The organism is Bacillus sp. ISL-4 (assembly GCF_018613275.1).
Lineage (GTDB): Bacteria > Bacillota > Bacilli > Bacillales > DSM-1321 > Peribacillus > Peribacillus simplex_E.
This window is the reverse complement of sequence record NZ_JAGGQN010000054.1, coordinates 1-21,760: the sequence shown is the minus strand read 5'-3', so window position 1 is coordinate 21,760 and position 21,760 is coordinate 1. Positions and strand designations below refer to the sequence as shown.

18 protein-coding genes are annotated in these 21,760 nt (G+C 38.5%); 4 read left to right on the top strand and 14 right to left on the bottom strand.

All coding sequences use genetic code 11. The features are described from left to right. Positions 1 to 30 precede the first annotated feature (30 nt). From J7J00_RS24930 to J7J00_RS24910, 5 genes are all read right to left on the bottom strand, one after another. Positions 31 to 1,494 carry a glycoside hydrolase family 32 protein gene (locus tag J7J00_RS24930; RefSeq protein WP_214795575.1) on the bottom strand — a complete coding sequence of 488 codons (1,464 nt, stop codon included), beginning with the start codon at positions 1,492 to 1,494 and terminating at the stop codon, positions 31 to 33. A 21-nt stretch (positions 1,495 to 1,515) separates the two neighbouring features. After that, complete coding sequence (locus tag J7J00_RS24925; protein ID WP_214795555.1) at positions 1,516 to 2,757, bottom strand: MFS transporter; 1,242 nt, start codon at positions 2,755 to 2,757, stop codon at positions 1,516 to 1,518. A 120-nt stretch (positions 2,758 to 2,877) separates the two neighbouring features. After that, the gene (locus J7J00_RS24920; RefSeq protein ID WP_214795553.1) at positions 2,878 to 3,726 is read right to left on the bottom strand and encodes a carbohydrate ABC transporter permease; all 849 of its coding nucleotides are present in this window, start codon (positions 3,724 to 3,726) and stop codon (positions 2,878 to 2,880) included. Further along, positions 3,726 to 4,670: a carbohydrate ABC transporter permease gene (locus J7J00_RS24915; RefSeq protein ID WP_214795551.1), complete on the bottom strand. Its 945-nt coding sequence runs from the start codon at positions 4,668 to 4,670 to the stop codon at positions 3,726 to 3,728. The genes J7J00_RS24920 and J7J00_RS24915 overlap by 1 nt, the downstream gene beginning before the upstream one ends. An 11-nt stretch (positions 4,671 to 4,681) precedes the next feature. Then, positions 4,682 to 5,980, bottom strand: a complete 1,299-nt coding sequence (locus J7J00_RS24910; protein WP_214795549.1) for an ABC transporter substrate-binding protein — start codon at positions 5,978 to 5,980, stop codon at positions 4,682 to 4,684. Positions 5,981 to 6,436: 456 nt separating this feature from the next. Here J7J00_RS24910 and J7J00_RS24905 point away from each other — a divergent pair, with 456 nt between their 5' ends. Together J7J00_RS24905 and J7J00_RS28990 are read left to right on the top strand one after the other, a co-directional pair. After that, positions 6,437 to 7,411, top strand: a complete 975-nt coding sequence (locus tag J7J00_RS24905; RefSeq protein ID WP_214795547.1) for a LacI family DNA-binding transcriptional regulator — start codon at positions 6,437 to 6,439, stop codon at positions 7,409 to 7,411. A 466-nt stretch (positions 7,412 to 7,877) separates the two neighbouring features. Continuing rightward, positions 7,878 to 7,970 carry an IS3 family transposase gene (locus J7J00_RS28990; RefSeq protein ID WP_214795573.1) on the top strand — a complete coding sequence of 31 codons (93 nt, stop codon included), beginning with the start codon at positions 7,878 to 7,880 and terminating at the stop codon, positions 7,968 to 7,970. A gap of 72 nt (positions 7,971 to 8,042) precedes the next feature. Here J7J00_RS28990 and J7J00_RS24895 read toward each other — a convergent pair whose 3' ends face one another. After that, positions 8,043 to 9,026 (bottom strand): tRNA dihydrouridine synthase, encoded by a 984-nt coding sequence (locus tag J7J00_RS24895; RefSeq protein WP_214795545.1) that lies wholly within the window; start codon positions 9,024 to 9,026, stop codon positions 8,043 to 8,045. Positions 9,027 to 9,630: 604 nt separating this feature from the next. Between J7J00_RS24895 and J7J00_RS24890 the strand changes: the two genes are divergently transcribed. Together J7J00_RS24890 and J7J00_RS24885 are read left to right on the top strand one after the other, a co-directional pair. After that, on the top strand, positions 9,631 to 11,265 hold the full coding sequence (locus J7J00_RS24890) for an acetolactate synthase large subunit (protein WP_214795543.1): 1,635 nt from the start codon (positions 9,631 to 9,633) through the stop codon (positions 11,263 to 11,265). 27 nt (positions 11,266 to 11,292) lie between these two features. Next, positions 11,293 to 12,726, top strand: a complete 1,434-nt coding sequence (locus tag J7J00_RS24885) for an aldehyde dehydrogenase family protein (RefSeq protein ID WP_214795541.1) — start codon at positions 11,293 to 11,295, stop codon at positions 12,724 to 12,726. A 152-nt stretch (positions 12,727 to 12,878) separates the two neighbouring features. Here the strand turns inward: J7J00_RS24885 and J7J00_RS24880 are convergent, their stop codons facing one another. From J7J00_RS24880 to J7J00_RS24845, 8 genes are all read right to left on the bottom strand, one after another. Continuing rightward, on the bottom strand, positions 12,879 to 13,280 hold the full coding sequence (locus tag J7J00_RS24880; RefSeq protein ID WP_214795538.1) for a YybH family protein: 402 nt from the start codon (positions 13,278 to 13,280) through the stop codon (positions 12,879 to 12,881). Positions 13,281 to 13,781: 501 nt separating this feature from the next. Continuing rightward, positions 13,782 to 14,558: a DeoR/GlpR family DNA-binding transcription regulator gene (locus J7J00_RS24875; RefSeq protein WP_214795537.1), complete on the bottom strand. Its 777-nt coding sequence runs from the start codon at positions 14,556 to 14,558 to the stop codon at positions 13,782 to 13,784. Positions 14,559 to 14,817: 259 nt separating this feature from the next. Continuing rightward, a complete protein-coding gene (tatC, locus tag J7J00_RS24870; protein WP_214795534.1) occupies positions 14,818 to 15,558 on the bottom strand; it encodes a twin-arginine translocase subunit TatC in 741 nt (246 codons plus the stop codon). A 56-nt stretch (positions 15,559 to 15,614) separates the two neighbouring features. Further along, positions 15,615 to 15,803: a twin-arginine translocase TatA/TatE family subunit gene (locus tag J7J00_RS24865; RefSeq protein WP_214795532.1), complete on the bottom strand. Its 189-nt coding sequence runs from the start codon at positions 15,801 to 15,803 to the stop codon at positions 15,615 to 15,617. A 113-nt stretch (positions 15,804 to 15,916) separates the two neighbouring features. Then, a complete protein-coding gene (locus tag J7J00_RS24860) occupies positions 15,917 to 17,320 on the bottom strand; it encodes an amidohydrolase (RefSeq protein WP_286201567.1) in 1,404 nt (467 codons plus the stop codon). 560 nt (positions 17,321 to 17,880) lie between these two features. Beyond that, positions 17,881 to 19,056 (bottom strand): M20 family metallopeptidase, encoded by a 1,176-nt coding sequence (locus tag J7J00_RS24855; protein ID WP_214795528.1) that lies wholly within the window; start codon positions 19,054 to 19,056, stop codon positions 17,881 to 17,883. 2 nt (positions 19,057 to 19,058) lie between these two features. Further along, positions 19,059 to 20,285, bottom strand: coding sequence for a Zn-dependent hydrolase (locus J7J00_RS24850; protein WP_214795526.1), 1,227 nt, complete (start codon positions 20,283 to 20,285; stop codon positions 19,059 to 19,061). Between the two features lie 17 nt (positions 20,286 to 20,302). Beyond that, positions 20,303 to 21,490 (bottom strand): hypothetical protein, encoded by a 1,188-nt coding sequence (locus J7J00_RS24845; RefSeq protein WP_214795524.1) that lies wholly within the window; start codon positions 21,488 to 21,490, stop codon positions 20,303 to 20,305. Between the last annotated feature and the right edge of the window lie 270 nt (positions 21,491 to 21,760).

Below are 21,760 nucleotides of genomic sequence, written 5' to 3'. Positions count from 1 at the left end.
AACAAGTGTAGACACTTGTTCCTTGTTATTTTATTTCCAGATATCTTTTAGGTTCCAATAAGTCATTTCCTTGACTTGTACATCACCCTTCTCAGTAAATAACTCAATACCTAGTCTATCTTCATTCGGATAGATACGACTTGTCATGGTCGTTTGTCCATCATTCGCAAAGATTTCAATGGAAGATCGATCAATAAATACACGTAGGGAAAGCTCTTTATTTGTCTCAAGTATTGTGTTTCTAACACCATCTTCCACTTTTCCTGACTTGGAGCAATCAAGTGTTAGCTGTTGTTTATCTAAGTGATACGCTAATACTGTTTCTTCTTGGTTAACTCCACGAATCTTTAGACCTACAGATTGAGCATTACAATTAGTTAAGTCAAACACAGCTTTCACTTCAAGTAAATCCTCTTTCGTTTCTATCAAATAGCTTTCAGAAATGGATTGATTTGTACACTCATTGTGTTCAGATTCTCGTAATAAGATTAATTCCTCAACAGGATTCATTAAAATCTTGTTATGATCCCCTAGCGTTATTTCGCGTGGTAATGTTAAGGCACCACACCATCCATCTGCTTTTGTTGGCATGTTGGACTCCCACATATCCATCCAACCAATCGCAATTCGACGGCCTTTATCATCTAATAGTGTTTGAACTGCATAAAAGTCATGTCCATTATCTAGTTCAGTAAATGATCCATGAACAAACTCGTTTGTTTCGTAATTATAATCTCCAACCAAATAACCAGTTTGGAATAGATTATTATATAAATCTCCATTTGATTTAATACCTTGAGGAGAGATCATTAGAATATATTTTCCATCTAATTCAAAGAAGTCCGGACACTCCCACATATATCCAAGCGAGCCATCACTTTGTGCAAGAACACCAATGTATTCCCACTTCAATAGATCAGAAGAACGGTATAAAATAACTCTTCCAACATTCTCCTTCGTAGAATTCCCTAAAACCATGTACCAGGCATCATTGTGTTTCCACACCTTTGGATCACGGAAGTGATGTGCACTATCTACTGGTGGTTTAGCAATAACCGGATTTTCTCCAACTTTCTCAAATGTAATGCCATCCGTACTGACCGCAATATTTTGATTTTGATAGAAGAGATCTTTTTCCTTGTCTGTATAGTGATGTCCTGTATAGATTAGGGTTAGTTCACCATTATTATCAACGGCACTTCCTGAGAAACATCCATCTGTATCACAAGCATCTCCAGGAGCTAAAGCAACAGGAAAATGCTCCCAATGAATGAGATCTTTACTTTTTACATGGCCCCAATGCATAGGCCCCCAATTTGCATCATAAGGATGGCATTGATAAAATGCATGATATTCCCCTTTATACTGCGCGAAACCGTTCGGGTCATTAACCCAGTTAGCTGGAGCCATGATATGGTAACCTAATCGATAACGATTATTTATTTTTTTCTTTGCATTCTTCAGTGCCTCTTCAGCCTGTTTAATTCTATTAATTGTTAACATCCTAACATCCTCCTATATTATCTTTCGTAACCTTTCCACATTGCTATTTAAGCCTTTTCTTTTTTTAGAACCTTTTAAAGTAAAGATTGAAATAATGGTAAAACAAAAAACCATGATTCCCATGATGAGATAGGTATTACGAAATCCTACACTGTCATATAATCCACCTGCAAGTGGTGAAAGAATAGATGCACCTACCTGAGATGCAAATTGGAAACCAACTAGATAAAGCACAGAAGATAGACGGGTATCGAAATTCGCTGCTAAATATTTAAAAATAGCAATTAGCATAATAGGCAATTCTAGAGCATGAATTAATTTCATCGAAGAAATTCCGATTGGCCCAACAACAATTCCAGAACCGATGATTCGGAAGGCCATTAAAAACCCTGCTAGAATTAAACTATTCTTTACACCAAACTTATTTACGATAAACGGAGCAAGAAACATCATTCCAGCCTCTAAAAATACTTGGAACGAGTTTAGATATCCGAATACTTGATTGCCTAACGATTCAGTCGGAAATAAAGATGCGTAATAAAGAGGGAATTGCTGATCATAAACACTGTATACGCATGTCACCCCAATAATGTACATCATGAAAAACCAGAAATCTTTTAATAAAAAAAGTTGTCCAACGTCTTTTAATTTAATAGAATCAGCTTTATTCAACTCTTGATCCGTCATTTCTATTTTCACAGACATAATAATGGCCACTAATATGATTGCTGAAACAGATGCAACCCAGAAATTGATATTTGGATTAATATTAAACAGCTGTCCTGCAAAAAATGTAGCTGCCGCCCACCCTAGAGAGCCCCACATTCTCGATTTTCCATACTCGAAATCATATTTACGGCTAATCTTCTCAATATATGATTCAATTGCTCCAATACCAGCTAGAAAAGCAACTGCTAAATAGATTCCTCCAACAATCGCGCCCCAAAAGACATTGTATTTTAATAATGGTCCATAGATGTAAATATAAAATGGTCCTACAAATACGAGTAGCAAACTAATGAAAGATAATATTTTTTTCTTTAAACCTATTTTGTCAGATATATAACCATATAGTGGCTGCATACATAAGGCGAAGATAGCGTTTACAGAAAAGATAATACCTGTAGCTGACCCACTTAAATTTATTTCTTGTCCTAACCAAATGGAAAATAAAGAGTAACTAGAAGACCAAGTAAAAAAGAAAAAGAAAAAATACGCACTTAACATCCAATACAGATTTTTGGAAATTTTCAATTTAATTGCTCCTTTTACTGGACATGTGAAAAGAAATGAATAACTGGTTAACAATATGAAAAAGAAGAATTAGATATGTGAATTTAAGTCCATACATGGTTGTTAATGATGATACACTCTCTATTTAATGCCTGTCCCTGAACCCCCAATCCCCTCTAAAATATAACGTTGAGCCACAATATAAATAATAATCAATGGAACGGTGGATATCGTCAGTACAGCCATGACTTGGTTAGTATAAACCGGATCTGTACTATTAATTGCTGTAATCGCTACTTGGATCGGAAATTTCGACTTGTCTGTCAAGACCATCAGAGGCCAGATATAGTCATTCCAACTTCCGATAAAAGCCAATGTTCCAACAGTGGCAACGGCTGGTTTAGACATCGGTAGCATGATCCGCCAGAAAACTTGCCATGTATTTGCCCCATCCAATTTTGCGGATTCAATAATCTCTGTTGGAATAGCCATAAAAAAGTTCCTGAACAAATAGATATTGAATGCCCCTGCCAACGCAGGCAAAATAACCGCAAGACGTGTATCCACTAATCCAATGCTATGAATAATGGTAAATTGAGAGATTAAGATAGTTTCAAATGGCACGATCAAAATAGCCAATAAAAGACCAAACAGCACTTTTTTTCCACTAAAATTAAGTTTAGCAAATGCATAGCCCGCCATCCCATTGATAATTATGGAACCAACTGCTACACACAAACCATAAAACAAACTGTTGCCGATATAACCTAGTAAATGAAATCGTAACAGAACTTGCTTGTAGGATACAAACCAGTCTGATGGATGAAATGATGGCAGGAAAGCCTTAATGTTGCTCATATCGTTATAAATTTCCGCTTCTGGCTTCATCGAGGATGCGACCATCCAAAACAGTGGAAAAATAAATAGCACTGCGAGCAAAACCAGGCAAATGTATTCTAAAATCGTTAGAGGCCCGAATTTCCGTCTCATTAGTCTTCATCCTCCTTCACCAGTTTACGTTGTGTAATCGTAACCAGTCCGATAATCGTCCCAAACAAGAGAGCAATTGAGCTGGCATAACCAACCATACGGTCCGTAAAACCAGTTTGATAAATATAATAGACAACCGTCATGGTGGAATTCACTGGTCCACCTTGCGTCATAACCATTGGTTGAACCAACAGCTTGAATGCGCCAATTAATGTGGTAATAAATATAAAAATTGAAGTTGGTTTCAACAAAGGTAACGTAATGTATATAAAACTTTGCCATTTATTCATTCCGTCTAACTGTGCCGCCTCATAAACATCACCAGGGATATTCTGCAGTCCTGCTAAGAAAATCAGCATCTGAAAGCCAGCTCCTTGCCAAGCTGAAACCACAACAATTGTAAATATCGCCTGCTTAGGACTTGTCAAAAACGGTTGCGCTGAAATGCCGAAGTATGTGAGTACGTTGTTAATAATCCCTTCATTTGGATTCAACAAATACAACCATAGAACAGAGATGACGACAAGTGACATGACAACTGGACTAAAGTAAGCTATTTTAAAAAACGTGTTTGCTTTACGTTGTTTATTTAACAGGAGGGCCAGCCCAAGGGCTGCCCCTATCTGTAACGGAATCACCCAAACGACAAATACCAGTGTGTTCACCAAGCTTTTCAGAAAAATTGGGTCCTGAAATAGATTGATGAAATTGTCCAATCCGACAAATGTACGCATATCTGGTGTCAATAAATAGTAATCCGTAAACGAATAATAGACGGACATAATAGACGGAATAACAAGGAACATCGATAAAAGTAACAACGCCGGTCCCAAAAACGTATATGCAACTACATTTTCTTTCCACCGAATTTTATTCTGGGTTCTTCTTTCTGGTCTCAGAAATGTATAGACATTCCTATTTTCTTTCCATCCAATTTTACTCATAGTTCCTCCTTCTAATTGGCCTTATCGATAGCTGATTGCATTTCTTTCGCATGTGTATCCAATACTTTTTGGATATCTTTATTTTGATCATAGAAGCTGATGTCATCGATTGTTTGTTGGAAAGCACGCGTGACTTGCGGATAAGCCGGTGTAACGGGACGTGCGTGTCCTGTTTCTTTCAATTGTTTCAGGAAGACATTCATTTGATCTGAGAACTCTTTTGCCATCACTTTTTCAGAAGAGTATCGGACTGGCAGTGCTGCAATCGTACGGCTCAGTTCCACATTCGAATCTTTGTTTGTCATCCAGTCAACTAATTTTGCAGCCCATTCTTTATTTTCGGACGTTTGGGTCATCGCAAATTGCCAACTACCTGAAGGAGAAACTAGTTTCTTTGTCTTTGGTGATACTGGATATGGCATAACGCCATAATCTACCTTTTGGTAGTTTGTTTTCATATCAGTTACTGTCCATACTCCACTAAACTTCATTGAATATTTTTCCGTTTCAAACGCTTGTTTGACTGGCGTTCGTGTCGTATAACCTTCTTTCAACATTGTTTGAATAAAAGTCATCGCTTCAACAGTAGGTTTTTTATTGAAGACACCTTCTGCTTTCTTTCCATCTTTCGAGATGATATCCCCATCGGCTGACCAGACAAACGGGGTTAGCGCATACGTCAACATTTCGTCTTTCGACTGTAATTGCATATCAATAGCTGGTTTGTCGTATTTATCTTTCAACGTTTTACAAAGAGCAAGGAATTGGTCCCATGTCCATGGATTATCAACTGTTGGTAGCGTATTCAGATCTACGCCCGCCTCTTGTAACATTCTTTTATTGTAGTAAATCCCAACAGATGATTCACTAACACCAATTGCATACAACTTGTCTTTATAAGTTCCTTGTTGCTTAATACTTGGCAGCAAATCCTCTTGATCTTTTACATACTCATCCAATGGTGCAATGACACCAGATTTCGCGTAAGCAGCTGTATTGGGTCCGTCCAAAGTAATAACATCCGGCAACGTGCTGGTTGTAAGGGCTGCATTCACTTTGTCTTCATAACCACCGCCATTTCCGCTACGTGGAATAAATTCAATTTTAGCTTTGATATTGTCAGAAGAATACTTCTTATTGAAGGCTTCTACCCGTTTTTTATACACTTTTCCTTCTTCATTATCATCAGATATGTGTACCCACATCGTAATCGTTTTTTTACCATCACTAATTACGCTTTCGCTTTTGCTGCAGCCCACTGCAGCAACCATCAGTAATAAAGATATACTTACTAGTAGCCATTTCTTCATACCTTTCACTTCCCCCTCATATGTCTTTCGTCTTAAAAAAACTTATAAAAGCGCTTTCAACAGTAGTTTATGTCAACCGGTTACATATGTCAACCGATTGACATATATTTTTTGAAAAATCAGACATTATCTTTCGTGTAATTTGTCTCTAACTCTTGCACATATTAGTACTTTTCTCTAAAATAGGTGCGTGATCAGACTAATCTGAATTTATTTTATTATAGGGTTTTCCTAGTAGGTGACAGATTATGATATGCTATTAAACAGTTTATTAATGGATTTTTCATTTTTATAACCTTCGCTCTTTATACAATATTGATGCCAATGTTTAATAACTCTGTGAACCAACTGATCTCAGTTTCCAATCAATGGACAAAAACATGAAAACGTTATTCAAATGAGTATAAAAAAGTTGTATAGTAATGGATGTTTTTTAATAAGGTAGGAGGACATGAAATGAAGCCTAACATTCACGATGTAGCAAAAATAGCAGGTGTTTCATCAACAACAGTTTCCCGTGTATTAAATAACCGCGGTTACATAAGTGAAAAAACAAAAGAAAAAGTTTATAAAGCGATGGAAGAGATTAATTATTTTCCAAACGATTTAGCCCGTTCTTTATTTAATAAACGAACTAATTTAATAGGACTAATTATCCCAAATTCAAGTAACCCATTTTTCGGTGAACTTACCTTTCATATTGAAAGTATCTGTGCTTCATTAGGCTATAAATTGTTACTTTGTAACAGCTTAAACCGTATAGATAAAGAAGAAAAATATTTAGAAATGCTCATACGTAATCAGGTAGATGGAGTAGTCGTTGTGACATATAACCGAGGTATACTAAATTATGAGAAGCAGAATCTTTCTGTCGTGGCAATTGACCACTACTTATCGAAAAACATCCCTGTTGTTGGCTCTGACAATTATAGCGGAGGGAAAAAAGCTACAGAATTATTAATAATGAAAGGTTGTCATTATATTGTTCATATAAATGGACCAATTGAGCTGCAAACACCAGCAAACTTAAGAAGAAAAGCGTATGAGGATGTTATGAAAGAACAGAGTAGACTTCCAATTACATATGAAGTTTCACCTCGTCAAAGTCATCAAGAAGTAATCTCTAAGCTTTTTGATGAACATCCAGAAGTAGATGGAATCTTTGCAAGTGATGATTTAATCGCGGCATCTGTTATAGCTGAATCTAAAAAACGCGGAAAAGATATACCAACGCAATTAAAGGTTGTCGGTTATGATGGAACAGAAGCAGTTCAAGTTTTACTGCCAGAATTGACAACCATACAACAACCAATTGATTTAATTGCCAAGACAGCAATTGATATTTTATTAAAAGAAATAAAAGGTGAATTTAACGATTTTCCGTTGGAGACATATCTGCCTGTTAAACTTTTAGAAGGTGGAACGACTTAAGTTCACTAATAATTGGAATCAGAATGGAACGATGAGTAACCCGGTCGTCATTCGTTGCAAATCTTGAACCCTCTAAATGCTGTAGGGGTACCATGCGGACCGATCCACACCATCGATCAAGTAGTCAACCACCCCAATGTGAAGGCTAGGGAGATGATTCTGGAGAAATTATGTGCAATTTCTATGCAATCTTCATCAATAATTATTAATTGAGATGAAAGGTAGGGTTTATTATTTTTACTACACCTCCACGTGCGTGGACTGTAATTGACAACACAAGTGGTGTTGGTGATTTTTACAAAAAAACTAACGGAACCAGTATCACCTGATTCCATTAGCAATATTTCATTTAAGACGCCATTTTATCTGTGTTTTTTACTTGTAGGCTGATAATCTATCAAAATATTGAAGAAAATATTGGTCTCCCCCATTTGCGTACTTTTAATTAGCAAATTCATAACCTAATATAGATTACTATAATAACAAACATATAAAGCAAAAATTGGCGGGAATGAGTCCGGTTCAATACCGCCTTCACATTAGCCAATTAACTGCTTAGTATAAACTCTACCTTTTTGGGGGCACACCAGTTCAACGTCCTACTTCGCTTTTACCTTGAATGGGGAAACTTCTACTGTTCCCCCATTCCATCAAGATTCTTTGACCCAAAGTTATCGAGCAATGCACGCACTTCATCTGTTGACTCTGTGCTCATTAATTGATTTCTTAATTCACTTGCCCCTCGAAACCCTCGGACATATATCTTAAAAAAGCGATGAAGAGCCTTGAACGGACGTAGCTCTAATTTTGAATATTTATCATGGAGATCCAGATGCAACCTTAAGAGATCAAGCAATTCATTACTACTATGATCTTTCGGCTGCTTTTCAAAGGCAAATGGATTATTGAAGATACCACGCCCAATCATAATCCCATCAATACCGTATTGATGAGCGAGCTTTAAGCCAGTTTGACGGTCAGGGATATCCCCATTGATCGTCAAGAGTGTATCTGGTGCCACCTGGTCACGAAGTTTCTTAATCTCCGGAATTAGTTCCCAATGAGCATCTACTTTGCTCATTTCCTTTTTTGTACGCAGATGAATGGAAAGATTAACAATATCTTGTTTCAATATGTGTGTCAGCCAGTCGTGCCATTCGTCTACATCCGTGAAACCAAGCCTTGTCTTTACACTTACGGGCAATCCTCCTGCTTTTGCTGCTTGTATTAAATCTGCTGCAACTTCTGGACGACGAATAAGGCCACTTCCCTTCCCATTCTGTGTCACATTAGGTACAGGACAGCCCATATTGATATCCACACCCCGATAGCCTAGTTTCGCCATACCAATACTCATTTGCCGAAAGTATTCAGGCTTATCCCCCCATATATGGGCTACAATCGGTTGTTCATCCTCTGTAAAAGTCAAACGCCCACGCACACTATGGATGCCCTCTGGGTGACAATAACTCTCCGTGTTTGTAAACTCTGTAAAAAACACATCAGGTCTGCCTGCTTCACTCACTACATGGCGAAAAACTACATCCGTCACATCTTCCATTGGTGCCAGTATAAAAAAAGGTCGTGGTAAATCACGCCAAAAATTATCTTTCATATTCAAATTCCAATCCTTTCATTATGGGATACCAGGCCAACCCCTTATCCCAAAATTAAAAAGCAGAATGTCCCTGCTTCCTTTACACTTATACCATGCTTAAGCACTTTTTATCAAACTGCGGAAATGTTTTTTTTCACGAAATCGGGGTTTGTATCGGAAATGTTTATTTTAACTTCTAAATCTCATAACAACCAAAATATCTTCTGCTGAAATCCACCCCATCAACCAGCATACCACTGTTCGAGTTAAAATAAAGTTTTGCTAAAAAAGACTGAAAAGAAAATTGGAAGAACAATGGATTGACAAGGGGTTAACAGGAAAAATCCCCCAAAATCGCAAAAGTATTTTTTGAAAAGGATAAGTGCCATTACAACAAGTGCAACAGTAATAAATGAGATGATAAATAAACGACTTGCGATTTCCATTTTACTTCTCCAAGTTATGACTATTGAGGTTAATTTACTAAAACCTAAATTTCTTTATATAGAGTTAAAAATGTTCGTAATGGTTTTAACAATACGCAAGTACATAATTTCTAGTAGACAAAGCCAACATATAGGGAATGAAATGAAGAAATCGAAATCGTCGAGGAGGGAATAATTTGAAGGCATCTGATTTGTTTATAAGATGTTTGGAGAATGAAGGGGTTCAGTATATTTTTGGGATACCTGGTGAGGAAAATACGGATCTTATTGATTCTCTAATAAGCTCTGATATTAAATTTATCTTGGTTCATCATGAACAAGCTGCAGCTTTTATGGCAGACATCTATGGCCGGCTAACTGGAAAGCCTGGCGTCTGCTTGGGTACATTGGGACCGGGTGCAACAAATTTATTGACAGGGATAGGAAGTGCTTATCTGGATTATTCCCCTGTTGTCGCGATTACAGGTCAGGCGGGCCTTGATCGAATTCATAAGGAGTCGCATCAATATGTGGACATTATTGGGGTTTTTAAGGAAGTAACGAAATGGAATCAACAAATTAAGGTGCCGCATACGATTCCGGAAATCATCCGTAAAGCATTTAAAACTGCAGTCATAGAAAAGCCGGGAGCTGTTCATATCGAACTCCCCGAAGATGTGGCGATGATGGATACAGAAGGTGAACCTCTTCCGGTTACACCAATGCCTAGATCCCGCCCTGCAGAGGAAGAAATCAAAAAAGCCGTCGAATTAATAAATCGCGCAAAAAAGCCTATTATTCTAGCTGGTAATGGCGTAGTCCGCGATGGAGCAGCTGAGTCCTTACGGAAATTTGCAGAAGAGAAGCAAATTCCCGTTGTGAATTCGTTCATGGCCAAAGGAGTTTTACCTTCCAACCATCCATTGACCCTTTTTACAGTAGGGATGCAAGCAAGGGATTATGTTCTATGCGGGTTTGATTTGGCCGATCTTATTATCACCGTCGGCTATGATTTCGTCGAGTATTTGCCAAAGTATTGGAACGATGAGGCAATGAATCCGATTATTCATATTGATGCTCGAGCGGCTGAGATTGATGCTTATTACCCCGTTCAAGCTGAATTGGTCGGGAACGTTACGGAGGGACTTGAAGCCTTGTCCACTGGTGTAGCAGAAAAGGAGCTTTGGCCTGAAGTGAAAAGGTTAAGGTCTCAAATCATAGAAAAATTTCATTCTTCGGATGATGTATCAGGAAGTCCTATCATCCCTCAGCGAATTATCGCCGATTTGAAAAGGGCGGAAAAGGGCAATGCCATTGTCATTTCGGATGTGGGAGCCCATAAATTATGGATGGCCCGGATGTATCAGCCGGAAATGCCTAATCACACCATCATTTCTAATGGCTTTGCATCGATGGGAATTGCCATTCCCGGCGCAATTGCAGCCAAACTGGCAAAACCTGATAAAAACGTCATTGCGGTTACAGGGGATGGCGGATTTCTGATGAATGGGGTTGAATTGGCAACTGCAAAACGTCTAGGTCTTGCCTTCGTGATAGTCATTTTCCATGATTCAAAATACGGCCTAATTGAGTGGAAGCAATTGAATAAATTTGATCGTACGAATGCGATTGAATTTACAGACCCAGACTTTTTAAGCTTCGCAAAAAGTTTTGGCGTTAAAGGAGTGAAAGTAACCCACTCCGATGAATTGCTTCAGATATTAGAAGAAGCGATTTCGAGTCAGGAAATTGTCTTGATTGATGTGGATGTCGATTATTCGGAAAATGTAAAGCTCTCGAAAACACTAGGTGATTATATTTGTAAGCTATAAAGGCAGATATTATTGGAGGGATTTCAGATGAAGAAAAAGTGGCAATTGTGGATTGGTGGTAAATGGCGGGAGGCAAAATCATATGAGCCATTATATAATCCCCATTCAAACGAAGAAATTGCACAAATCGGACAGGCAGAACCAGCGGATGCCATTGAAGCGATTGTTGAGGCAAATGCAGCTTTTCAGAAATACCGATCCTACCCGGCTCATGCACGAGCGGAAATTTTATTTAAAGCTGCCGCAATCATGGAAGAACGCAGTGAAGAACTTGCGAAAATCATTTCTTTAGAGGCGGCGAAAACGATTCGAAATGCTCGTGAAGAAATGAATCGTACGGTTCAGACTTATCGTTTTGCGGCAGAAGCGTCAAAAAACAATTATGGAGAACAAATCCCGATGGATGCGGCAGTCGGTGGGGTAAACCGTTTTGGATTCACGGTTCGCACCCCTATTGGCGTCGTTACCGCGATTACCCCATTTAACTTTCCATTTAATCTGGTCGCCCATAAAGTTGGTCCGGCTATTGCGGCAGGAAATTCGATTGTATTAAAACCTGCCGAACAAACCCCGTTGAGTGCACTGGTTCTTGCCGATATTTTTAAAGAAGCAGGGTTGCCCGATGGAGTATTGAACATCATACCAGGCAAAGGGGATGTATTAAGTGAAGCCTTGACGACCCATCCACATGTAAAAAAAGTGACATTCACAGGCAGTGTAGAGGTCGGACACCTTATCCAGCAGCAGGCAGGCTTCCGTAAGCTTACCCTTGAACTCGGATCCAATTCGCCTTTCATCATTGATGAAGGAGTCGACATCGATAAAATTATTCAACGAAGTGTGATGGGTTCATTTACGAATAATGGGCAGGTGTGCATCTCGATTCAACGAATTTATGTCCACAAATCGCTATACCAACAATTTTTAGATCGATTCGTCAGTGCAACAAAACAGCTTGTCATCGGTTCCCCCCTGGAGGAATCTACAAATATTACAGCTGTTATTTCAAAAAAATCATTGGAACGGTTACAAAGTTGGATTGACGAAGCTGTACAGGAAGGAGCAAAAATTGAGTGCGGCGGTACAGTGGACGGCAATGTACTATTGCCTACCGTCTTAACCAATGTAAATCGTGACTCAAAGGTATTTCGTTTCGAAGTATTTGGTCCAATTGTCTGCATTTTCCCATTCGATACGCTGGATGATGCCATCACTGATGCAAATGATTCGCGTTACGGATTGAACTCAGGAGTGATGACACCGAGTATAGAACGGGCTTTTTATGCGGCGGAACGCTTGGAAACAGGTGGAGTCGTAATCAATGATATCCCAACTTACCGAATTGATAATATGCCTTATGGCGGCTGGAAGGACAGCGGTGTTGGCCGGGAAGGCGTCAAATATGCGATGCAAGAAATGATGGAGCAGAAGTTTATCAGCTTTAAAATAAGCGACGAATGAACATAGTGAAAATTATAACCCTAGTATATGAGACGACGATATCTTAAAGATTTCGTCTTCTTGTTTTCTCTTTCAAAATGCCTCTCAGTTACATACTGTTGTTTTCTAGTGGAAAAAAATAAAAAGCCACCATATAAGGCAGCTTTCCCTAGTTACTTCAATTCTTCAATTATTTCAGCACCATAAGAGTTGTCGATTATGCAGCGCCATGTACCTATGGAATCTTTTTTAAATACATATGTCGCAGTTCTTTCCATAGAGAATTCGGAATCGTCCTTTTGATTGGCACTAAGTTGGGCTTTTGCCACAACCAATGCCGTATCACCCGTTTCGATTATTGCCATCTTTTCTTGATTGACGATTAAACTGTGATTAAAGTATTCAGCGATAGCAATGAATGCCCGACGAATTTCCTCTTTCCCTTTTGCGAATGTTCCAGGTTTGACAACTAAAGTTGCATCCTCTGAATAGAACTCCATTAAATGATCGAAATCCTCATCATTTATTGCCCTGTCCGCATTTTTTATGACTTGTTCCAGCTCATGATTCTGCATATGCACCCTCCTATTCTGTTTCTCTTAAATAGCCCCTCTTTTACTAATTGGTGTTCGACTGCCATGATGGGATTTCCTGCTCATTTAGAAAAAAGAGTATGCTTAAAATCATTTAAATAAAAGTTGAATTGCACATAAGGGTTTTAAAGAATGAATTACCACGGTTCATTATCATAATGATATGTTTCATGCAACATTCAACTTAATGCAAACTTAAATGATTACATAAGGTAAATTCCAAAAGGCTTATTTGTATTTACCAGCAATGTGGAGTACACAGCTTCTCACCTTTACATGTTAGTTAAATTACAATTTATCCACTGAAAAAAGAGCACCTCTGGGCGCTCTTTTTTCATGAATTATTTTTCAACGTGATTCACAAACATATCTTGTTGCTTTTCGTTTAACACTATTTCAGGCTGAAACCAAGAAATTCGAATTTTACTGATACTTTTTATATCAAGGGAGTAGTTTTTAAACTCGAACCCATATTTCTAATACTCAATTGTCTCTTTCTTGACCTGGAACCACAATCACTTCTACCACATGTTTTTTTAGGATTTCCTGCATATTTTTTGGTACTTCTTTGTCTGTAATCACTATATCAACGGAGTCTAGGTCACATACCTTTTGAAAAAAAGTTTTATTAAATTTCGTTGAATCTGCAATCACAATGACCTGGTCAGAACGCTTAATCATTTCGTGAACGAGGAGGCCTTCTTCCTCGATGGAAGTAGACAGTCCTTCAGAAGATATTCCGCAAGTACCAATGATGCATTTATTCACCTTATAATCCTGGACATCTCTAATGGCTCTTGAACCATATATGGCTTGGTGTCTAGTGCTTAATGTTCCACCTAATAAATTAACTTTTAAATCTTCTCTTGGGCTTAATACACTGGTAACGTTAATCGAATTTGTCACGACCGTATTGTTCCGGCTCGTTAAATATTTAGCTAGAAATTGAACTGTTGTGGAGGCATCCAAAATAAGATGATCCCCATCGTTTATCAAAGAAGCTGCAAATTTTCCGATCTTACTTTTAGCTTCCGATGCCATGTTCATACGCTCACCATAATTATGGACTTCATTGGAAAGTAGAGCCTTTTTCGCCCCACCCCGTATTCGAATGATCTTCCTCTCCTCTTCTAAATTTATTAAGTCTCTTCTGGCCGTATCTTTAGATACATTATTTATTTTACAAATTGTTTCAATATCAATCCGTTCATTTTCATTTAAATATTGAATAATTGCGTCTAATCGTTCATCCTGTAGCATGATCTCACCTCGTAGATTTAATTATAAGTTAATCCAAGTTTATTCACAATGAAACATGAATTATATTAAGGATAATTAAGCTTTCGAGGTTAGACTATTAGTAAATACTGAACACAGTAATCAATATATTTAGTTATCAGAATTCCAAATCAGGGATATTAACCAGGGATTAAACATGATATTAATATCCCGACCATCGGAAGGGTATATTCCGGATATGAAAAAATTCGACCTTAACTATCTAGGTGCCAGATCCCTTTTAGACAGGTTCAGACATCCCTTTTTCCCTTTGATGTCGTTTATATACGAATTTGGATAGGCTTACACTGCTTTCATATAATAGTAATAAAGGTATCGTAACTAGGATATCTGATAGGAAGTCTGGTGGAGTAATCAAAATTGAAATAACTATTAAAATAAAGTAAGAATATTTCCTGATTTTTTGCAAACGGTATGGATTTATAATTCCTAAGCTTGTTAAAAACATAATGACAACAGGCATTTCAAACAGAAATCCAAAAGGCAGTGTCATATGAAGCATAAATCGGAAATATTTCTCCGTTGTAAAGAAAGTTGTAAACATGTCGTTTGATAGAGACATTAAAAAATTTAGTACAAGCGGAAATAAAATGAAGTAACCAAAACTGATTCCTAGTATGAATAGAATAAATAGTGCTGGAATATAAGCGCTAGTAACTTTGCGTTCTTTTGGTGTTAACGCTGGTCGTACAAACAGCCAAGTTTGGTGCGCAGCAACTGGTATAGTAGCGGCGATGGCAACGACGGTGGCAATAATTAAATAAACGAGTATGATATCACTCGGCCCTAACAGAGCTAGCTTAAACGGCAAATCTTTAACTATTATATTATAAATATCTTGAACATAAATAAATGTCAGTACGAGGAACAGCGTGAAAACGACTAAAGTGATAATAATACGTTTACGTAACTCCTCAAGGTGCTGAATCATGCTCGATTTTTTTTGATTTTCCAACTTCATCACTCCAGGAAAAAAAGATGTAAGACAGATCCTACATCCCCTCTTCATTTATTTGATTAGCTTTCTTTCTTATTGGTAACATCTGCATTAGTGTCATCTGCTACAAGGTCTCTGGTAGACTTTTTAAATTCCCTTAATGTTGAGCCAAACGTCTTTCCAATTTCCGGTAACTTAGAAGGGCCGAAAATAATAAGGGCAATCACTAAAATTAGCATCAATCCTGGTATTCCAATATTTTGTAGCATAACTTCCCCCATTGGTATTTATATTTTGTAATTCTTTAAAACGTAAAACGTTTGCTCATCGAACCTATCCCCAATTCTTTTTTACCAAGGTTCATTAAAAAGGTCATATCCTTTTAATTGGCATGAAGCTTAGGCTTCATGCTATCCAAAGAACCCGAAGACAGTGTTCCCTTATGCAATACGGCAGCGCGCTTGGGCAGGCGGGCTACGGCTTCGGCCGAGCAGCTTGCTGGAATGAGTACGGCGGTCGCGGCATCGCCTACCTTTGGCCATATTTGCTTACCGGATTCGTCTAGCGGTGTAATGCCGCCGGTAGCAAGGGAAAGTGAGCGAGACAGGTTGTATTCGTTTGACCATCCATACAGATCTGCAGCGAGATGTGCCTTCTGCAGCGTATCGCCAATCCCGATTGGTGACCAGTGATCAGTAATACTATCATTACCAAGCATGACGTTCACCTTATGCTTCTGAAGCAGCGGAATCGGCATTACGTCTTTGCCGATTGGAACGGTTGAGGCAATGGAAATACCAAGCGATGCAAGGCGTTTTGCCATTTCTACGTCGGCGCCATCCCCTAACGAAGCGAGCGAAAACGCATGACTGATCGTCACTTTCCCCTGCAGACCTGCTTCCTCAGTCAGATCAGCCAATCGACGAATTGCCTTCAATCCCGTTTCGCCACCTTCATGAAGGTGAATATCAATACCTGCTTTGTAGTCAACCGCAATCTGTACCATCGTTTGCAATGATTTTTCCATATCACCGTCAACTAAGGTTGGATCTAGTCCGCCAACATGTGTAACTCCGAGCTGCATGGCTTCGCGTATCAGTCCCTGAGCATTTGAACGAAGCAAGCCATGTTGGGGAAAGCCAACGATTTCATGTGATATTTTATCAGAATAGTTTGCTAAGGCCCGATTGAGTTTTTCAAGATTTTTTAGACCAACGACTGGATCGATGTTGCAATGGCTTCTGACATATGTCGAGCCGTAGCCAAGAATTAGTTCAATTAATTTCTCCGCACGCTCCTGGGCTGTTGGAAGAAGCTCCAGTAGCAGTTTCTGCTCCAAGGTAATCATGTCAAAAATGCCATTTTTCCTCGTTGCAGCTGCTCTCCAAGGACCCCCATAAAAGGTTTTATCCAAATGAATATGCATATCTCTAAAAGAAGGAAGTAGCAGCATGCCTTTCGCGTCGTAGCAATCGATACCTTTTCCATAAGGGGACTTAGTATCTAGTATTCTGGTAATGATGCCTTTAACAATATGGAGGTTCCTCAATACGGTTTCGGTTGCGACGACCTGGCCATTTTCATACTTGTATCCACTTTCCATTCGAACATTCATCAACATATAGGAACTGTTCTTTCCTGGTTTTTTGGTGTTATGGCCAGCCTTCTTCTCAGCATCCGCACTTGCCGTCTCAGGCATGAATAATCCCATCGTGTCCGTGACACCGAGAACCGCGGAAGCGCTTCCAATTTTACAGACGTTACCTATAAACTTTCTGCGGGACAAACCTTCCTTTTCCTGATTCACCTGTAAAATCCTCCTCTAGTACGTTTGTATTTTAAGATGATCATGATTAATAGACTTCATTGGGAGATAAGAGGCAACCATCCCGTATTTAATCGAGGTTACACTTATCTCCCAATCTTTCATATCTCTTCTAGTGGTGTGGTTGGATTAATTATTATTTAACAAATTGTTTCGATATCAATCCATTTCATATTTGTCGAAATAGTCACTCGTCCAGTTACATGATTTCACCCTATAAATCCAATTATAAGTCTATTTATTTTTAATTGCAATGAAATCCGCATTAATTTAAGTCAGTTTAAGTTTTTGCAGATGATTAATTGATTCCTCACTTTTGATTTCGACAAAAGAATCTTTGATGTTTCATTCCTTGTTAATGGAAAACAAAAAGGGAATGGTAAAATCCATTCCCTTTTTGACTGTGGGCAAAGCCCTTTTAGTGAAATTTAACCCTTTATGCCAAAAGGCCGCCAATCGGCGGCCTTCTGACATTCAAACATCCTTTAGTAATTATCGGATTCCCTCTTTTATTCAGACCATTATTCGTGCAAATATGCCCAGGCATATTGAGCGTAAAGTTCTGCACCGGTAGCAAGCGCATCTTCGTCGATGTTGAATTTCCCGTGATGATGGGCCCATTCCGTATCTTTTTCAGGGTTTCCAGATCCAACTAAAGCGAAGCTTCCAGGCACTTCATCTAAATAGAAACTAAAATCTTCTCCACCCATTGTTGGCTTTTCATTATATACTGCGTCTTCGCCAAACGCATTTGAAGCAACTTTTTGCACTAATTTGGCACTGTATTCATCATTAATGACTGCTTGCGTTCCACGGTAGTACTCAACCTGTGCGGTCGCACCGTAAATATTAGCAACATTTTCAGCATAAATCTGGAGCTGTTTTTCAATATGGTCACGTGTTTTAGGATCAAAACAACGGACAGTCCCTTCAATAACGGCATTTTCTGCAATGACATTAAATCGTGTGCCCACGACCATTTTTCCAACTGTCAAAACTGCGGGATTTTGTGGGTCGACCGTTCTTGATACGACAGATTGCACATTCATGACGAATGAAGAGGCCACAATAGTTGCATCGATACAATCCTGTGGCATTGCACCATGCCCCCCTCTTCCTTTAAACGTTACTGTAAAGATATCTGCTGAAGCGAATGAAGGCCCTTGAGAACAAGCAACCTTGTTTGTTGGCATTTGCGACCAAATATGTATGCCAAAAACATTATCAACACCTTTGACAGCCCCTTGTTTAACCATTTCCTTTGCACCTGTTGCTACTTCTTCAGCTGGTTGAAAGATTAATCGCACATTCCCAGGTAATTCTTTTTTTATTTCATTTAGTGCCTTCGCTGCAATTAATAGCATTGATGTGTGGGCATCATGACCACATGCATGCATTTTTCCTTCTTCTTTTGAAGCATATGGCAAGTCTTTATTTAATTCTTCAACAGAAAGGGCGTCCATATCCGCTCTTAATGCTACCGTCTTTCCTGCCTTACCGCCTTTAATTTCTGCAATGACACCTGTTGGTTCTGCTTTGCGATAAGGTATTCCTAATTTTTCAAGGTATTCACAAATAAAGGCTGTTGTATTTTTTTCTTCCCAGGATAACTCAGGTTCGCTATGAAGTTTTCTACGTATTTCTATTAATTCATCCCTATAATTTTGAATCGCTTCTTTTATCGTTTGATTAATCATTCTCATTCCACCTCCGTTAAACATTTAGCCACTTCGTAAAATATTTGCACCCCATTTGCTAAATGACGTGCATCAGACCATTCCTCTGGACAATGACTCAGTCCTGCTTTACTTGGAACAAAGAGCATGCCAACATCAGTCACATCGGAAAAAACCATCGCATCATGACCTGCTCCACTATTAATGGAACAGTATGGAATTTCCAAATCAGAACTTTTATCTTTTAATAAAGCTTTTATTTCATCACTCAATACCTTTGGCGGCATATATAACACCTGTTCCGCAGTTGTATGGATCCCCTGTTCATGATAGGATTCGATTAATTCTTTCATCCGCTTGATTACATTGTTAATATGTTCTTCCTTGCTAGATCGGATATCTACCGAAAATTCGACTTTATTCGGGATGACATTGGCTCCATTTGGTAAAACATGTAGTCGTCCTGTCGTGATAACCGTTGCTTCACCTTCCTCAATTGCAAAGCTCGGTAATTGAGAAATAATCTGAGCGGCTGCAACCAATGCATCCGTACGGCGATCCATCGGGGTTGTGCCTGCATGTCCTGCCTTTCCTTCAATGGTTACTTCTAATTGAGTTAAACCAACAATAGCTTCTACAACACCAATGGGGATATCCTTCTCTTCAAGGATTGGTCCTTGTTCTATATGCAATTCGAGAAATGCTTTAATGCTATTGGGATTTCTCCTTTTCGGAAGTGATGAATCCAGACCAATTTTTGACATTGCTTCAATTGTTGTGATACCTTCTTTATCCCTTAAGTTTTTAAAACTTTCCTCACTAAGCGTTCCCATTATTCCTCTAGACCCCATTAGTCCTCCGCCAAAACGAGCACCCTCTTCTTCAATCAGGGCAACGATTTCCAATGGATATTTAGGTGTTAATTGATTTTCTGCAAATAGGGTAGCCACTTCAAGAGCAACAATTACACCTGCTGGTCCGTCATACGCACCACCATTTGGTACGGAATCAAAATGTGAACCGATCAAAACGCTTGGTGCATCTTTTAAAGTACCTTCAAGCTTTCCAAAAATATTTCTGAATCCATCCTCCTGTACTATTAGACCGGATTCAATCATTTTATTTTTTATATAATTGCGTGTAAGTAAGTCTTCCTTGCTATACGTAAGCCTGGTTGTCCCTTTTCCGGGTGTTGATGTAAATTCGCTCAAATCATTTATTTGCTTTTCTATACGTTCGATAAGACTCACTTAGAATCCCTCCTATTTTACAAGAATTGTACAAATATTCCTGCCAAAATAACCGACACGATTGTAACCGATATAAATCCACCAACAAGCATCGGCGACAGCATATGGCTTAGCAATGCTTCTTTTTCATTTTCATCTTTTGTTAATGAATTGACCACTTCATTGGTGATAATGTAATCGGCTGGAAATCCGTATAATGCTGTTAAAGATACAGCAAAGGCCATTTCTTTGCTGACATTTAACAATTTCCCTGCAATGAATGAGAATATATACATGCCAATAACAGCTAAGAAAATGCAAACAATAAGTGGGTAAAGGATCTCCATCATCATACTTGGTGTTGCATTTTTTAATCCGTCAAAGACAAAAAGCATAAGGGCCATGATGGCAAATCCAAATCCATTTGCTTTTTGCAGAGTCTGCTTTTCCAAGAAACCTATACTTTTTCCGACAACACCGAATAGTAAGCAAAGAACAAATGCATTTATTGATATAATCGGCTCTAACCCAGTCGAAACTAGATAAGCGAGAAAAGCAACAACCGCAAGTCTGAAAAATTTAAAATATTCCGTATTATATTTTTCAGGAAGTTTTTTAAACAGCTTAAGTTCCGTCATACCTTCTGAAGCGGCTGCAGTATCACTCTTTTTTACCGTTAATTGCCCATTGCGATATTGCCCCAATAGCTTCTTCCCTTCTTTCTTCAACACAATTGAAGTTAAAGGATATCCAGCAAAGCCTTGCATGACATAAATAACAATGGCAAAAACGGACAAACTCGTAAGTCCTGCGTCTGCCGCTCCTTCTGACATGATTATTGAAGATACCATACCGCCCACTAAAGGTGGAATCGCCACAAGGACAGTTTGCAGATCAAATATGAATATGCCAACTCCGAATATTAGTGCAACAATACCAAGGATACCAGATAAGGAGATGACAATCGTTTTCCATTGATTTACCAATTCTCTTATTGAAAGCAATGTTCCCATATTCGTGATCAATAGGTACATCATCATGGTTGCCACTACCGGTGGAACACCTGCTATTGAAACGATGTCTTGCGGGAAGAATGTCCAATAACCACATAGAAATAGGATTGCGGAAACGAAAACGGAAGGTATCCAGGCTTTTGTTCGAACCGCCACAATGTCTCCTACAAATAAAATCAAAATAACAATAACTAAAGCCAACATCTGTGACATATGAGTTCCCTCACCTTCCGATTAAATATTTTGAATATTCTAAAATAATAACACTAAATCGGTTTATTTTAAAGACAATTCAATATTTTCAGGTAATTATACACAGATAATAGGAAATGTAAGTGTTTTAATTTTGATTTCACTTACCGAATATTCCTGAAGTTGGATATATCAAAATAATTTTAATCATAAAATTATCTTTATAGAGTTTTTATCTCCTTAAGTCGCTGAATTATCTCAATTTATTTTAAAATCGAGTAGGGGGAAAAT

Bases quoted from the DNA above. Each gene is read 5' to 3' on its own strand.
- J7J00_RS24915 (WP_214795551.1), bottom strand. From the start codon at position 4,670: ATGAGTAAAATTGGATGGAAAGAAAATAGGAATGTCTATACATTTCTG.
- J7J00_RS24885 (WP_214795541.1), top strand. From the start codon at position 11,293: ATGAAGAAAAAGTGGCAATTGTGGATTGGTGGTAAATGGCGGGAGGCA.
- J7J00_RS24880 (WP_214795538.1), bottom strand. From the start codon at position 13,280: ATGCAGAATCATGAGCTGGAACAAGTCATAAAAAATGCGGACAGGGCA.
- J7J00_RS24905 (WP_214795547.1), top strand. From the start codon at position 6,437: ATGAAGCCTAACATTCACGATGTAGCAAAAATAGCAGGTGTTTCATCA.
- J7J00_RS24855 (WP_214795528.1), bottom strand. From the start codon at position 19,056: ATGATTAATCAAACGATAAAAGAAGCGATTCAAAATTATAGGGATGAA.
- J7J00_RS24875 (WP_214795537.1), bottom strand. From the start codon at position 14,558: ATGCTACAGGATGAACGATTAGACGCAATTATTCAATATTTAAATGAA.
- J7J00_RS24895 (WP_214795545.1), bottom strand. From the start codon at position 9,026: ATGAAAGATAATTTTTGGCGTGATTTACCACGACCTTTTTTTATACTG.
- J7J00_RS24920 (WP_214795553.1), bottom strand. From the start codon at position 3,726: ATGAGACGGAAATTCGGGCCTCTAACGATTTTAGAATACATTTGCCTG.
- J7J00_RS24845 (WP_214795524.1), bottom strand. From the start codon at position 21,490: ATGTCACAGATGTTGGCTTTAGTTATTGTTATTTTGATTTTATTTGTA.
- J7J00_RS24865 (WP_214795532.1), bottom strand. From the start codon at position 15,803: ATGCTACAAAATATTGGAATACCAGGATTGATGCTAATTTTAGTGATT.
- J7J00_RS24910 (WP_214795549.1), bottom strand. From the start codon at position 5,980: ATGAAGAAATGGCTACTAGTAAGTATATCTTTATTACTGATGGTTGCT.
- tatC (WP_214795534.1), bottom strand. From the start codon at position 15,558: ATGAAGTTGGAAAATCAAAAAAAATCGAGCATGATTCAGCACCTTGAG.